12 protein-coding genes, 1 other RNA gene and 1 pseudogene are annotated in these 14,543 nt (G+C 48.5%); 2 read left to right on the top strand and 12 right to left on the bottom strand.

Translation table 11 applies throughout. From position 1 onward, the window contains the following. Nucleotides 1-8: 8 nt before the first annotated feature. The 7 genes and pseudogenes from BLU03_RS09135 to ilvD form a co-directional block, all read right to left on the bottom strand. Nucleotides 9-2,409: pseudogene (locus tag BLU03_RS09135) on the bottom strand (3-hydroxyacyl-CoA dehydrogenase NAD-binding domain-containing protein). Between the two features lie 168 nt (nt 2,410-2,577). After that, the gene (locus BLU03_RS09130; protein WP_076570946.1) at nt 2,578-3,369 is read right to left on the bottom strand and encodes an STAS domain-containing protein; all 792 of its coding nucleotides are present in this window, start codon (nt 3,367-3,369) and stop codon (nt 2,578-2,580) included. Next, nucleotides 3,366-4,001, bottom strand: a complete 636-nt coding sequence (locus tag BLU03_RS09125; RefSeq protein ID WP_076570944.1) for a cobalamin B12-binding domain-containing protein — start codon at nt 3,999-4,001, stop codon at nt 3,366-3,368. The genes BLU03_RS09130 and BLU03_RS09125 overlap by 4 nt, the downstream gene beginning before the upstream one ends. A gap of 7 nt (nt 4,002-4,008) precedes the next feature. Continuing rightward, nucleotides 4,009-4,377 (bottom strand): hypothetical protein, encoded by a 369-nt coding sequence (locus tag BLU03_RS09120; RefSeq protein WP_076570942.1) that lies wholly within the window; start codon nt 4,375-4,377, stop codon nt 4,009-4,011. After that, nucleotides 4,374-4,679, bottom strand: coding sequence for an antibiotic biosynthesis monooxygenase family protein (locus BLU03_RS09115; RefSeq protein ID WP_076570940.1), 306 nt, complete (start codon nt 4,677-4,679; stop codon nt 4,374-4,376). The genes BLU03_RS09120 and BLU03_RS09115 overlap by 4 nt, the downstream gene beginning before the upstream one ends. Nucleotides 4,680-4,816: 137 nt before the next feature. Then, entirely contained in the window at nt 4,817-5,629 is an 813-nt protein-coding gene (locus BLU03_RS09110; protein ID WP_093107327.1) for a VLRF1 family aeRF1-type release factor, read from the bottom strand. 397 nt (nt 5,630-6,026) lie between these two features. Further along, a complete protein-coding gene (gene ilvD / locus BLU03_RS09105) occupies nt 6,027-7,721 on the bottom strand; it encodes a dihydroxy-acid dehydratase (protein WP_093107325.1) in 1,695 nt (564 codons plus the stop codon). 204 nt (nt 7,722-7,925) lie between these two features. On the opposite strand from ilvD, the gene murB reads away from it, so the two are divergent. Next, entirely contained in the window at nt 7,926-8,840 is a 915-nt protein-coding gene (gene murB / locus BLU03_RS09100) for a UDP-N-acetylmuramate dehydrogenase (RefSeq protein WP_093107323.1), read from the top strand. A gap of 188 nt (nt 8,841-9,028) precedes the next feature. On the opposite strand, the gene ssrA is transcribed toward murB, so the two are convergent. Further along, nucleotides 9,029-9,391, bottom strand: a transfer-messenger RNA (tmRNA) gene (gene ssrA / locus BLU03_RS09095). A gap of 46 nt (nt 9,392-9,437) precedes the next feature. After that, nucleotides 9,438-9,908: an SsrA-binding protein SmpB gene (smpB, locus tag BLU03_RS09090; protein ID WP_008587166.1), complete on the bottom strand. Its 471-nt coding sequence runs from the start codon at nt 9,906-9,908 to the stop codon at nt 9,438-9,440. A 125-nt stretch (nt 9,909-10,033) separates the two neighbouring features. On the opposite strand from smpB, the gene BLU03_RS09085 reads away from it, so the two are divergent. Continuing rightward, nucleotides 10,034-10,870, top strand: a complete 837-nt coding sequence (locus BLU03_RS09085) for a GNAT family N-acetyltransferase (protein ID WP_008587164.1) — start codon at nt 10,034-10,036, stop codon at nt 10,868-10,870. A gap of 131 nt (nt 10,871-11,001) precedes the next feature. Here the strand turns inward: BLU03_RS09085 and rnr are convergent, their stop codons facing one another. The 3 genes from rnr to secG form a co-directional block, all read right to left on the bottom strand. Next, nucleotides 11,002-13,260 carry a ribonuclease R gene (gene rnr, locus BLU03_RS09080; protein WP_008587162.1) on the bottom strand — a complete coding sequence of 753 codons (2,259 nt, stop codon included), beginning with the start codon at nt 13,258-13,260 and terminating at the stop codon, nt 11,002-11,004. A gap of 42 nt (nt 13,261-13,302) precedes the next feature. Then, a complete protein-coding gene (locus BLU03_RS09075) occupies nt 13,303-14,049 on the bottom strand; it encodes an alpha/beta hydrolase (RefSeq protein ID WP_076570933.1) in 747 nt (248 codons plus the stop codon). A 165-nt stretch (nt 14,050-14,214) separates the two neighbouring features. Next, nucleotides 14,215-14,448, bottom strand: coding sequence for a preprotein translocase subunit SecG (gene secG / locus BLU03_RS09070; RefSeq protein ID WP_008587158.1), 234 nt, complete (start codon nt 14,446-14,448; stop codon nt 14,215-14,217). Nucleotides 14,449-14,543: the final 95 nt, after the last annotated feature.

Raw genomic sequence — 14,543 nt, 5'->3', positions numbered from 1 at the left:
CTCCCCCTTTAGTTACGAAGTGGTTTCCCTTTAAGTAACATGTGCTGCATTCTCTGCTGTGTTTTCGCTTCACCGATCAGACTGAGGAAAGCTTCCCTTTCGAGATCCAGAAGATACTGCTCATCCACTTTCGATCCTTCCTTCACACGTCCTCCGGCCAATACGAATGCAAGTTTTTCCGCGATTTTCAGATCGTGATCCGAAGCGAAGCCGCCGTAGTGCATTTCTTTCGCACCAAGAAGCATCGTCGCAAACCCTGATTCCCCGGTTACCGGAACAGGTTTACGTTTCGGTGCCTGGTATCCGGCCCGGGCAAGCCCGAGTACTTTCTGCTTCGCATCGTGAAGCAGGTGGTCCTGATTGAAAGAGATCGCATCCATCTGATCGAGGAATCCGTTTTGACGTGCTTCCTCGGCGGAAGTCGACGTTTTAGCGGTAGCGATTTTCTGGAATACGCTATTGGAAACCTTTTGAAGGTCAAAGTCTACACTTTCCGGCATATTGTTCAGATGCTTCAGATAAAGTTCTTTGTTTCCGCCTCCGCCCGGGATGAGTCCGACACCCGGTTCCACGAGTCCCATATACGTCTCACTCGAAGCCTGGATCGCAGCAGCCGGCAGGCATACTTCCGCTCCTCCGCCGAGCGCCATTCCGAATGGAGCGGCAACGACAGGCTTGTCGGAGTACTTGATGCGCATCATCGCCTGCTGGAACTGTTTGACGACGAGTTCGATTTCGAAGAAGTTCTGGTCCTGTGCTTCCATAAGCATCATGCCGAGGTTCGCACCGACGCAGAAATTATTTCCCTGGTTTCCGATGACGAGTCCTTCGAAGTCCTCATCGACGATATCGACCGCTTTATTGATCATCTGGATGACGTCCATACCGATGGCATTGCTTTGGGAGTGGAATTCAAGTCCGGCGACTCCGTCTCCGAGATCGATGACGCTCGCTCCGGCATTTTTCGCAAGTACTTCCTTCGTTTCCTTCAGCAGGCGCAGATTAATATCTTTGGCGTTGAATCCCTGTTGCTTATAATCACCTTTATGATAATAGTAAACGTTTCCATTTTCTTTTTTTATAAAAAGATTCATTTCCGTTCTTCAGCATGTCGTCTATCCACTCGGGAACGGTTTCTCCTTCTTCCTTCATCCGTTCCACGGACTTTTGTACCCCGATGGCATCCCACATCTCAAACGGACCGAGGTCCCAGCCGAATCCCCAGCGCATCGCTTCGTCGATGGAGACGATATCATCCGCAATTTCTCCTGTAAGTTCTGCGGAGTAGAGGAGGACGGGTTTTACGATAGACCAGACAAAATCTCCCGCCTGATCTCCTTTAGCTTTGACGAGAGAGGCCAGTTTCCGTTTCGGTCCCTTTTCCTGTCCCGCAGCTTCGACAGCTTTCGTTTTCAGCTTCCCGCGTTTTTCATACTCCATCGTCTCCGGGTTCAGCTGAAGGATTTCGGAGCCTTCTTTGCTCTTCTTCTTCAGAAAGAATCCCTGGCCGGCTTTTTGACCGATCCATCCCTTTTCATTCATGTCCTGCATAAATTCCGGTACTTTGAAAACCTCTTTCTCCTGACCCTTGACCTGATCGTGGACGTTATTTGCCACGTGGATGAATGTATCGAGCCCTACAACGTCAAGCGTCCGGAATGTAGCGCTTTTCGGCCGCCCGATCATCGGTCCGGTCACGGAATCCACTTCTCCGACGCTCAGGTTCTGCTCCAGCATCTCTCTTACCGTCACTAACAGGCCGTATGTTCCGATGCGGTTGGCGATAAAATTCGGAGTATCTTTCGCCTCTACGACCCCTTTTCCTAGTGTATCCTCCCCGAACTTCTTCATGAATTCAAGGACGTCCTTATCCGTGCTCGAAGTCGGAATCACCTCGAGCAGTTTCAGATAGCGGGGCGGATTGAAAAAGTGAGTGCCGAGGAAGTGTTTCTTCATATCCTCGCTGCAGTCTTCGGACATAGCTTCAATGGAGATTCCGGACGTATTGGAACTTACGATGGAACCTGCTTTTCTGTATTTATCCACTTCCCGGAATACGGATTTCTTTATATCGAGGTTCTCAACAACCACTTCGATGATCCAGTCCACTTCCGAGAGTTTGTCCATATCATCCGTCATGTTACCTGCTTCTATAAGGTGGAGATTCTCTTTTGATGTTAGTGGTGCGGGCTTCTGCTTTTTGAGCCCTTCCTTCCCGGACATCGCTACCCGGTTTCTTACCTGTCTGTCTTCCATAGTAAGACCCTGTTTCTTTTCTTTATCCGTTACATCTTTCGGTGCGATATCGAGCATAAGCACCGGTATACCGACGTTAGCCAAATGTGCGGCTATTCCCGCTCCCATCACTCCGGAACCGAGAACTGCGGCACGCCTGATTTTTCGAGTCATTACAAATCCCCCTTGCGTTCTTTGAATGAATACTCATTCATTTTTAGTTCAAAAAAATAGGATACGTTTTCTTCTTTTACTATAAATTACTTTCAGACTTTTCGCAATCATTATTTATCAATTTCCACAATTATCCTATTCCGTAGAGAAAAAGCAAAAGAAGAGCGGTTACGTCTCCTTCTGCTTATCTTTTTCTGCTTCCCGGCGGGATCTCTTATAGGAAATCACCTGTTCCAGTGACTGCCTGAACCGGACGCCTTCCGGGAGGGACCATTTGAAAATATTCGGCACGTGTCCGGGTTTAAGCCCGATGACGAAAAGTTCGACCCCCATATGACTGAGGGCTTTTAATACGGAAGCCAGGTAATTGAAACCTTCTCTTTCGATATTGCCGACTGCCGTGAAATCAAACAGAAGTTCCTCCGCTTCACTTTCACGCACGGCCTCGAGAAGATTATGTTCGACGCTCATTATTTTATCGTAACTCAAATCGCCGAATAACGGCACGAGAGCCGTTTCCTTATTTAATGAAATGAAGGGGGCTGAAAGTTTATTGTTCTGTTCAATCACCTGCTCCGCCCGCTCCTTTTCTTCAATCAGTTCTGTTTTCGTCTTTAACAGCTCACTCTGCAGCGTTTTGAGACTCGCAGCCACTTTGTCCACCTGCGAATCTTTCGGTATCAGAAGAAGTTCTGCTTTCTCTTCGTCCGTCCACGTAATATAAACATCCGCTAAAATTACGTCGCTGTTCTCTTTGATGACGTTCATTTCAATAACCGTTTTCCTGCGATGAAAATTAACCCACTCCCGTGCCTTATCATACGTTCCTTCATCGACTATTTTGGTGAGATTATCCGGCAGACCGAACAGCCCTTCCGCTTCCTGTGAATAAGCGATTATATTCCAGGCTGCGTCTATCTCATAATAAGGGAGCGGGAAAGTAGCTTCCACCCGTTTCATTGCCTGCGTCCCTCCTTCCCGTTCTGCAGCCATTCTCTTACGGCGGTCAGGGAACTCATTGTGTGCACGCGTTTCACATTCCATTCACTCATACCGTGATTCTTAACAATACGGCCACCGATAAGTATGACGGAATCGGGCATGCGCTTTTTCAGAATATCGATTATGTTGTGCATCTCGGGCACTCTATAGGAAAGAGCGGCAGAAATGCATATGACATCCGGGCGGAATTTTTCTATCTGCTGCAGAACGTGATCGTCAGGTACACCTGTCCCGAGGAACCTGGACTCCCAGCCTTCTTCGCGGAAGATGTCCGCTGCCATTTTCAGACCCAGATGGTGCTCTTCTTCTTCCACGTTGAAAAAAATAGCCTTCTTTCCGTTCGAGGCGCCTTTCCGCGGCGATATCAATGTCATTATGTAATCACAGGTCGCCGTGGCCAGATGCTCATCCGCTACCGAAATACGGTTCGTCTGCCACAGTTCTCCTACGTAGTACATCGCCGGTGTTATGATTTCCTCATGCACCTCCAGTAAAGAACGTTCGTCCACCCACTTCCGTACCAGCTGCAGTGCTTCCTGTTCTTCGCCTTCCAGCAGGTAGCCGGTCAATTGTTTGTAAACCTCTTCCATTCGTTATTCACCCCGTGTCCGTTATACGTTTCAAATGTGCTATCGACGATTCCAGCAGGCGGATGTAATAATCACGTTCGTCCCCGTACATTTCCACTTCCTGAAGATACTGCTCTATCATTTCATAATTCTCGATAATAAGCTTCGTACCGACACCCCGGGAGACGAGTACGTCATTGAGCCAGACGGTGTAATCGCTGAAAAATGACTCATCTTTCCTTTCATAGGCAAGCTCCAGGTGGTTCAGATGATGATCATTATCCTCTCTCGTGTGCTTCCTGCCTTTCTCTCCGTACTTCTCCTCGAGCCAGGGGTATCTGTTGTAAAATTCCTCGGTCACTTTATCCGTAATGTACTGTTTCGCTTTCTTTTTCATGTGGCAACAACCTCATATTTATAAACTTTCGGAACGTAGCCCTGAAGCTCCTGATCCGGATAGTTCTTTTCAAGTTCGTGGATCTTCCGGAACTGTTCACTGCGGGCCCAGGTCAGATACGACTGTTTATTTTCCCATTCCATATGTACTGTAAGCTCTCCAGGTCGATGTTCGTTCTGCAGAAGCTGAAACGAAAGAAATCCCGGTTGCTCATCGACCAGCCGGGAACGGGTCCGATAGATGGAAATCAGGTCGTCCGCCTTGTGATCAGGAACCGTCACTTTAGAATCGACAACATACATTCTTCCACTCTCCTCTATCATTACATTGCCCCTTATTTTACCACATACTCCTGCAAATTTCTTTCTCAAAACCTGCCGGGTGTCCACATAAAAAACCTGTGATCTTACGAAAAGATCACAGGATGACTTGTATTATTCTATTCTTCGTATACTATCTGGTTGATCACTTTCATCTCTTCATGATCAAGCAGGTTTTTGTTTACGATTTTGTCTACTTCTTTGTTCATGTTATCACGCAGGTCATCGACTTCTTCTTTGTCGCCTACCATGATAATCTGCTCCCAGCCGTGCTCTTTCGCCTGTTTGTCCAGTTTAGGAGCAATACTCTTATACCAGCGGTAACGGTTGGCTTCGAACCGTTCGTTGTACTGATCGGACTTGGACTGCTTCGCTCCGCCGCTTCCTGTGGAGGCACCGGATGCGTGACCGCCCTGGTGAAGTCTCCAGTCTTCCGTATTCAGATCAAGCTCATAAACTTTCGTGTCTTTCAGCTGAGCAAGCTCTGCATCGATCAGTTTAATGTTTTCTTTCTGTGTAAGGATAATACCTGTTTTCGGGAATTGCTTGTACATTTCCTTCAGCTGATCAACGACCGGCTGTTCTTCCCAGTAAAACGCTGTTTCTACAGGCATCTGGAATCGCTCTGCGAACCACACTGTTTCATCGGCGGAAGCGATGATTACAACGCTTTTACCGAAGTGCTGCTCGTTTTCATCGATATAGTTCTGAACTTTTTCTTTCACTGCCCAGTAGTTACGCTTCTCATCAGAATCTCCGTCTTCCTGAAGATAATGTTCGAAGTTATTCAAACCGTTTTTCAGGTGAATCTTCCATTCGCCGCCCTGCTGATCCGGGTCGGCCGGGTCTGTATTTAAATACATAGTAAATACCTTCTCAGGTTTCATTAAATGTACGTTTTCCAGTTTATTTATTTCTTTTTTCAAATCCAAAGCACTTCACTCCTTAATTACTTGTTTAATTTCTATGTTTCCTAAATAAAAGAGCGTTAAACATATTATATAAAAAAGTGAAAACTTCTCTCCGGATGCGCTCAAATCGGGCTCAGGAAGGCAATGAATGAGAGGAAGCACTGCGTTCCCCCGCTTTTCCTTCCTTTCACGCACTGAATTTCAAGGTGAAAGTAACGATTATGCCTTAATCATTACCTTCATAGCTCCTGTTTCCTCCCTATGGTCAGGAAAACGGTTCTCTCGTTACCTTCAGCAGAGTCCCCGATCTCTGAAGGTAACGAAAACGGAATCATCGGGGCCGGAAAGCATAAAAACCGGACCTCAGGGGTCCGGTTTTCGGCGTGTGGCATTCAGTTATTCTCCGGAATCAGCCGGTTCATTCATCAGGATCGTCTGTAACTGCTCCTTTGGAAGCGGAAGACACGAGCCTCGAATATTTGGCGAGCACCCCGCGCCTGAATTTCGGTTCCGGGCGCTTCCAGCGGCTCTTCCGTTTTTCCTGTTCCCCATCGCTGACTTTCATGTTGATTTCCTGCGTATCACTGTCAATATTCACAATGTCCCCGTTTTCGAGAAGACCGATGGGACCGCCGACGTAGGCTTCAGGAGAAATGTGCCCGATAACGAATCCGTGACTACCTCCTGAGAAACGGCCATCGGTGAGCAGTGCCACTTTACCGCCGAGCCCCTGGCCGACGAGCATTGCTGTAATGGAAAGCATTTCGGGCATGCCCGGTCCGCCTTTAGGACCGACATTTCTTATAACGACAACGTCCCCTTCCTTCACGTCCCCTCCGGAAATCGCTGATGTCGCTTCCGCTTCACTGTCATACACTTTGGCAGTGCCTTCGAAGTTCGTGACCTTCAGCCCTGACATCTTCGCCACCGCTCCGTCCGGGGCAAGATTTCCTTTCATCAGTACGAGGGAACCTTCGGCTTTGATCGGATTGTCGAGAGGACGGATCACCTTCTGCCCGTCCTTAAGAGGATCGACATTTTCCAGATTCTCGGCCAGTGTCTGTCCCGTAACCGTCAGACAGTCCCCGTGCAGGTAGCCGTTATCATGGAGAAGCTTCATTACGGCCGGAACCCCGCCGGCTTCGTAAAGGTCCTGCATTACGTAAGTACCGCTCGGCTTCATGTCAGCAAGAAAAGGTACGTTGCGGCGGATCCGTTCGAAATCATCAAGAGAGATGTCGACCTCCGCTGCGTGGGCCATCGCTGTCAGATGAAGGAACGCGTTGGTCGAACCGCCGAGTGCCATGACTACAGTTATCGCGTTCTCGAACGCCTTTTTCGTCATGATATCTTTAGGGTAAATGTCTTTTTTAAGCAGCTCTACGACGAGTTCCCCTGCCTGACGGCATTCTTCCTCTTTATAATCATTGATCGCAGGAGTGGAGGAAGAGCCCGGAATGCTCATACCGAGAGCTTCCACGGCTGCCGCCATCGTATTAGCCGTATACATGCCTCCGCACGCTCCTGCTCCCGGGCAGGCGTTACATTCCACGCGGTGCAGTTCCTCGGAATCGATTTCTCCACTCTGATATTTACCGACCGCTTCGAACGAAGAAACGAGATCGATGTCTTTCCCGTCAAGTTTCCCGGGCTGTATCGTGCCTCCGTATATGTAGACCGACGGAAGATTGAGGCGGCTGAGAGCAATCAGGCATCCGGGTGTCGTCTTGTCACACCCGCCGATGGCCACTACGCCGTCCAGACGCTCAGCGTTCGTCACCGTTTCAATGGAATCCGCGATAATTTCACGGCTCGGCAGGGAATAATGCATTCCCTCGTGTCCCATGGAGATACCGTCCGATACGGTGATCGTGTTGAAAATCATCGGCGCGCCTCCGTTACCGCCGGCGCCACTTTTCGCTTTCCGGGCCAGTTCATCGATATGTACGTTACACGGCGTGACTTCACTCCACGTACTGGCGATCCCGATCATCGGTTTTTTGAAATCTTCGTCTTCGAACCCTACGGCCCGAAGCATCGCCCGGTTTGCCACTCTATTCTCATCATCACTGATTACTTTACTTCTTATCCGCAAATCTTTGCTTTCATCCATCGTCCAGCACCCTTTCAGAAATAAGTTTACCATGATGATACTAGCAAACAGGTATTTTAGCAATGAATATTCTGAATAGAGGAAACTTTCCCATATACCTCTGGTTATCCCGTTCGACAAAATAAGGACTTTCTCTCTTTCCATAAAAGGCAGATTGTTATACACTTGCTTAAGACCAGACTATCGATGAGGAAGTGTACTTGTATGGAAAAGAACGAAATCTACAACGGACTGATAAATATCGTTAAATCCGAATATGTAAAAATGGACGAACCATTGAAAAATCACCTGTATACCCAGCTTGGCGGAAAGGCGGATTACCTCGTAATGCCGACGACCTTCGAAGAGGTTCAGAAAGTCGTCAGGTTCACTAATCGCGCCGGCATCAAACACACGCTGCTCGGAAACGGATCGAACCTGATCATCAAAGACGGCGGAATCCGCGGCTTAGTGATGAATCTGAAGTATCTGAACGATATCAGCAGTGAAGGAGAGACCGTCGTAGCCCAGAGCGGAGCAAGAATCATCGACGTCTCCCGTCACGCTCTGAACGAGAGCCTGTCGGGTCTCGAGTTCGCCTGCGGCATCCCGGGGACGGTCGGAGGTGCCCTGTATATGAACGCAGGTGCCTACGGCGGGGAAATCAAGGATGTGCTCGATTACGCCTACGTCGTGGATAAACACGGGGAACTGGTGAAACGGAATGCCAAAGAGCTCGGTTTCGACTACCGTACGAGCAATATTCCCGAGAACGGGGACATCGTTGTGGAAGCCACTTTCGATTTGACCCCGGCAAAATACGAAGATGTGAAAGCTACCGTGGATGACCTCACTTACAGGCGGGAATCCAAACAGCCGCTCGAATACCCGTCCTGCGGCAGCGTATTCAAACGTCCGCCGGGACATTTCGCCGGAAAACTCATCCAGGACAGCAAGCTTCAGGGTACGAACATCGGCGGTGCAGAAGTGTCCACGAAGCATGCCGGCTTCATCGTCAATAAAGACAATGCGACGACAGCCGATTATATCGCCGTGATCGAACACGTGCAGAAGACCGTCAAGGAGAATTTCGGCGTGGATCTCGAGCGGGAAGTAAGAGTCATCGGAGAAGATAAATAATAGTAATAAAGTAAAAGCCTGGAGGTTCCTTCCTCCAGGCTTTTTCGTATTCAGGGACGGGTGAGTATCTGGGAGTGATTCATTCCGATTCCCGCTTCTGTTGCCGATGTCCCGCATTTAAGTTTACATAATTATATTTCGGGTAACAAATAATATTTTTGCAATAAAAAACCACCAATAATATGTATTGGTGGAGACGGCGGGAGTCGAACCCGCGTCCGGAGATATCGGCACTCGGGCATCTACAAGCTTAGTCGATATATTCTGATTCGCGAACTGCTCAGCCTATCGACCGGCTTATCGCAGACGCTAATCTGATTAGTCTCTTCGTTTCTCCTCAGATGGTGGAGAAACGCGTAGCCTGCTTCAGTTTGAGACCCTTGCACCGGCACACAGGCGATGCCGGGAAGGATCGCTCAAGCCAGCTTACGCTGCTAGAGCTAGGTTGTCTTCAGATTCGCCAGTTATATTTAGGCAAATGACGTTGTCGAGTCGTCGCCTCGACCTGCAGCCCGAGTTCGAACTATCCCCGTCGAATCCGTAACGTCCCCGTTACAGTAATTGCTGCATTTACTTAAATTATTATACCATATTTCACTACTTTTGCAAACTGTCCTTGATCGCCCGGTCCATTTCCCGTTTCACCTGTTTCTGTTTCAGCGCTTCCCGCTTGTCGTACTTTTTCTTACCGCGGGCGAGACCGATGAGAACTTTGGCTACCCCGTTTTTAATGTAGACTTTCAAAGGTACAATCGAATACCCTTTCTGCTGTGTCTGCCCGATCAGTTTGTCGATCTCTTTCCGGTGCAGCAGCAGTTTACGTGCCCGTGTGGGGTCATGATTGTAAATATTTCCTTGTTCATAGGGAGAAATATGCATGTTGTGGATATACATTTCTCCGTGTCTGTTCACGCGGGCGAAGCTGTCTTTCAGGTTGATCCGGCCGTTACGGATCGATTTGATTTCCGTCCCCTGCAGGACGATGCCCGCTTCGAACGTTTCCTCTATAAAATAATCGTGCCTTGCTTTTTTGTTCTGGGCAATCGCCCGTCCATCTCCTCTTGGCATCCTGACCACTCCTTCTTTCTCTGGTATTCATTCTATCAAATTCCCTGTGCTAATGAAAAAGATATTTGATTAGACAGCACAAATAAGCATGTGAGATAGTATTAACTGATAAGGAGGAAGAGACAATGACTTCAACCCTGAAACTGCTGACCCAAAGCGATAAATCGATGTTTATGTCCATGGATAACGGAATAAAGGATGATTACATAGCCCGTATTTTTGACCGTCTCGTCACCTCTGATTCTCACACTTTATACGGTCTTTTCTATCAGGGAAAGCTCGTCTCGACGGCGGGCTATAGCCTGTTCGCGGAAGGGACTTATGCAATGCTCGGGCGTTTCCGCAGCGACCGGAGGTACCGGGACCGCGGGTTCGTAACCGAAATTCTCCATCACGTCGTCGCCGAACTTGAAAATAATCCGGCTATCCGCTGGATCGGAGCGAACACGGAAACGAAGAACCTGCGCGCCCGGCGCGTCCTTGAAAAAATAGGGATGACCCCTTCCGAACCCCTACAATATAACGTAGTGCCGAGAGCGGAACTGGAGAAGCTTCCAGAAGCCGCACACGGATGGTCGGAAATCAGCCCGGTTTCCGAAAAAATGCGGTGGGTCCGCGCTCTCCACCCATCCGACCGTTTATTTCCGTTTGAATGTTACTACCCTTTTCCGCTTTCCGGAAATCTGCTTCGGGAATTCCCGCTGCAGAAAGCCCGTATGTTTCTGTCACCCGATGAGCAGCGGTTTCTTCTTATGAAGGAGGATGTAAAAGGAGAAACATACACCAACGTTATATACCCCTTTGCTGATGCCGGAAGCGACCGGGGTGTGCTGAATCTCGTAAAGAAGGAGATACAGAACAATCCCGGACACTACGGTGCCTGGTTCAATCAGCAGTACAGCGACACTCCTCTCCCTTATCCCGTCGAATCAAAAGGTGAATGGGTGCTGTACAGAAAGTAGTCAGATACTCTTTTTGGCAATGCAGAAGAAAAACACGACGGTTCCTGCGGAAACAGCACGAGCCGGGGGGCCAATTGACCAGACCCCCGCCAGACCGTGCCCGCGGAAAACGGCGTGTTTTTTTCATGTGCCTACTTTTTCTTTTTAGGAACTCCTTTATTTCTGTAAAATGGCTTGTTCCCTTTTTGTTTCTTTTTCTTCTTGGCGCTGGCCTTGATCTGTTTCGGCTGTTCCCGGCGCTGCTTCTTATCACTTTTCGGCTTCATACCTACGATTTCGAAGTCGATGACTTTTTCATCGAGATTGACGTTGACGACTTTCACTTTCACTTCGTCCCCGATCCGGTACATATTCGCCGTACGTTCACCGATGAGGGCATACTGTTTCTCCATGAAGTTGTAGTAGTCATCCGTCAGCGTACTGACGTGTACCAGTCCTTCCACCGTATTAGGCAGTTCCACGAACATACCGAAGCTCGTGACGGAACTGATGATTCCTTCATACTCTTCATCGATTTTATCCTGCATATACTCCGCTTTCTTCAGATCATCCGTTTCACGTTCCGCGTCGACGGATGCACGTTCTTTCTCCGAAGAATGACGGGCAATCTCAGGCATGTGATCTTTCCAGTACTTCGTCGTTTCCTGGCTCAGATCTTTCTGAATGATATACGTACGAATCAGACGGTGCACGATCAGGTCCGGGTACCGGCGGATCGGTGATGTGAAGTGTGTGTAAAAGTTCGTCGCCAGCCCGAAGTGCCCGACGTTCGAAGGATCATACTTCGCCTGCTGCATCGAACGGAGCATCAGTTTCGAAATGATGAGGTCTTCCTGGGTCCCTTTCACTTCTTCAAGCACTTTCTGAAGCGCCTGCGGGTGTACATCATCGGACGTCCCTTTCACCGAATATCCGAGGTTTGCAACGAACTCGAAAAAGTTCTGCAGTTTAGCGGAATCCGGATCCTGGTGGATACGGTAAATCGCCGGAACATCAAGCCAGTGGAAATGCTCGGCTACCGTTTCGTTGGCCGCGAGCATAAACTCTTCGATGAGTTTCTCCCCGACCGATCTCTCGCGTAGCTGTACGTCTTTTGCTTTTCCTTCTTCGTCCACGATGACGCCCGCTTCTTTGAAATCAAAATCGATGGCACCGCGGTCGAAACGTTTTTCCCGAAGAATCTGCGCTAAGTCTTCCATATCTTTGAACATCGGTACTAATGGTTCATAACGCTTCTTCAGTTCTTCGTCGCCATCGGCGAGAATTCCGTTTACATCCTTATACGTCATCCGCTCGTCCGTTCTGATGACACTTTGGAAAATTTCATGGTTCACGACTTCCCCGTCCTCGTTTATCTCCATTTCACAGGAGAGCGTCAGGCGATCCACCTGAGGATTGAGGGAACAGATACCGTTCGACAGACGGTGCGGAATCATCGGAATGACGCGATCGACGAGGTAGACGGACGTAGCTCTCTCCGCTGCCTCCTTATCAATCGGCGATTCCTGATCGACATAGTAGGAAACGTCCGCAATGTAGACGCCGAGCTTATAGTTACCGTTATCGAGTTTCTTCACCTGGACGGCATCATCGAGGTCTTTCGCATCGGCACCGTCGATGGTCACAATCTGCTCGGAACGGAGGTCGCGACGATTTTCTATTTCTGATTCATTTATCTCATCCGGCGTATCTGTTGCCTGCTGAATCACTTCTTCCGGAAAATCTACCTGGATTCCGTGCTTATGGATAATGGAAATGATGTCGATTCCCGGATCGTTTTTATGTCCGAGAATCTCTGTGATTTCCCCTTCGGCGCTCATGCGGCCTTCAGGGAATTTCGTGATTTCGACAATCACTTTATGTCCATCAGCCGCTCCATTCTCTTTTCCTTTCGGGATGAAGATATCGTTCGGTACCCGTTTATCATCAGCGATGACGAAACCGAAGTTGCCGTTCGCATCATAGGTACCGACAAGTCTCGCCTGGGCGCGTTCAAGAATCCTTATGACGGTTCCTTCCGGGCGCTGCCCGTCGTCCCGCCGTTTTTCGACGCGTACGAGAACCTTATCATTATTCATCGCACTGTTCAGGTCGGAATGATGAAGATAGACGTCGTCCTTATCTTCCTCCTCCGGAAGCAAAAAGGCGAATCCTTTCGCATTCATCTGTATCCGGCCTTTAATAAGATTCATCTTCTCCGGAAGACCGAAGCGGTTCTTTCTCGTACGGACGAGATCTCCTTCTTCCTCAAGTGCATTCAGTTCATTCATTAATTCTTTCAGGTCTTCACTTCCGGTGAGACCTAATTCTTCTTCCAGTTCATTGACAGACAAAGGGCGTGAAGCCGATTCTCTGAAATGATCAAGTATTTTTTTTCTTTCTACAGACATAATAGTCCTCCTATTCATTATTCGGACATGTCTTCTATTCGCTTATGACCAGTCCAATGAATTAAGAAAATCCAGTACGTCCTGCTGAAGTTCGTCTTTTTCCTTATCCACTGTAATGAAGTGACCGGAGTTTTCGTACCATTTGATATCTTTGTGATCGGATTCCACCGTCTCATAGATATATGGAGCGCTCTCCGTGTTGATCATCTCATCCTTCGAAGCCTGGACCACAAAGAGGGGAGTATAAATCTCGTCCACATGGTCGTGTACTTCGTTGATGAACTGTCCTAATTGAGTGAACATGTCCTTTGATTGTTCTTCTAATTCATTCATTTCTTTCTTAATGGTTGCTTCGTCTTTTTCTTCGAGTTGTTTATATTGTTTCGCTTTGAACCTGAATCCCTGCTTAAGCTGTTCTTCGTTATCGAAAAACATCGGGGCACACATCGGTATAATACCCTGAATCTTCTCGCAGTATGCGAGTTTCAATCCTAAAACTCCACCGAGGGACAGACCCGCCACAGCTATCTTTTCATATCCCAGGTCCCGCAGGTGCTGAAGACCGTTCTGTACGTCTTCCCACCACTGGTCCGGAGTCGCATCGCTCAGTGCTTCCAGTTCCTTGCCGTGCCCCCGGTATATAGGGGCATGAGTCGTATATCCGTTCTTTTCGAGAAACCTTCCCATCATGCGTACATCTGTTGAATTACCTGTAAAGCCGTGCAGCAGCAGCACAGCACGATCTCCTCCACCTTCGAATGTAAATGGCTCAGGCGGTTTTATTTTCATAACTTCCTCTCTCCCTTTTTCTTTGCTGTTGATGTACTACCCATATTCAGCTGACAGAAACATTCATTTGCTGCCAGCAATCTGAAACGCTCCCCCCGCGTCCCGGGGGAAACCGTGCCGCAATAAAAAACGAAAAAGCCACGCTCAAGGCGCGGCTTACGAACATTATCCTATAAGATACCCGGAAATAAATGCCAGCACGAAGAACAGGACACCGGTGACGATAGTGGCACGGTGTAGAACTTTATCTATTCCTCTTGCCTTCTGCTTACCGAAAACCTGCTCGGCTCCGCCGGAAATCGCTCCCGACAGACCGGCACTCTTACCGGACTGCAACAGCACAAGTGTAATTAAAGCAATTGTATCAATAATAAGTAATGAAACCGTAAGTGTTTGCATAGTTTATTGTTGCACCTCCTGGAACGGACAAATGACTAGAACAAATATAGCATACATCTTTTTTCCCTACAAGGTGTAATTACCGGTGCCGTTTT

The sequence above is a fragment of the Salimicrobium album genome, from assembly GCF_900107115.1.
GTDB classification, from domain to species: domain Bacteria; phylum Bacillota; class Bacilli; order Bacillales; family Halobacillaceae; genus Salimicrobium; species Salimicrobium album.
This window is presented reverse-complemented; position numbering and strand designations above follow the sequence as displayed.

Bases quoted from the DNA above. Each gene is read 5' to 3' on its own strand.
- smpB (WP_008587166.1), bottom strand. From the start codon at position 9,908: ATGCCAAGAGGAGATGGACGGGCGATTGCCCAGAACAAAAAAGCAAGG.
- murB (WP_093107323.1), top strand. From the start codon at position 7,926: ATGGAAAAGAACGAAATCTACAACGGACTGATAAATATCGTTAAATCC.
- BLU03_RS09130 (WP_076570946.1), bottom strand. From the start codon at position 3,369: ATGAAACGGGTGGAAGCTACTTTCCCGCTCCCTTATTATGAGATAGAC.
- rnr (WP_008587162.1), bottom strand. From the start codon at position 13,260: ATGTCTGTAGAAAGAAAAAAAATACTTGATCATTTCAGAGAATCGGCT.
- BLU03_RS09085 (WP_008587164.1), top strand. From the start codon at position 10,034: ATGACTTCAACCCTGAAACTGCTGACCCAAAGCGATAAATCGATGTTT.
- BLU03_RS09115 (WP_076570940.1), bottom strand. From the start codon at position 4,679: ATGTATGTTGTCGATTCTAAAGTGACGGTTCCTGATCACAAGGCGGAC.
- ilvD (WP_093107325.1), bottom strand. From the start codon at position 7,721: ATGGATGAAAGCAAAGATTTGCGGATAAGAAGTAAAGTAATCAGTGAT.
- BLU03_RS09075 (WP_076570933.1), bottom strand. From the start codon at position 14,049: ATGAAAATAAAACCGCCTGAGCCATTTACATTCGAAGGTGGAGGAGAT.
- secG (WP_008587158.1), bottom strand. From the start codon at position 14,448: ATGCAAACACTTACGGTTTCATTACTTATTATTGATACAATTGCTTTA.
- BLU03_RS09120 (WP_076570942.1), bottom strand. From the start codon at position 4,377: ATGAAAAAGAAAGCGAAACAGTACATTACGGATAAAGTGACCGAGGAA.
- BLU03_RS09125 (WP_076570944.1), bottom strand. From the start codon at position 4,001: ATGGAAGAGGTTTACAAACAATTGACCGGCTACCTGCTGGAAGGCGAA.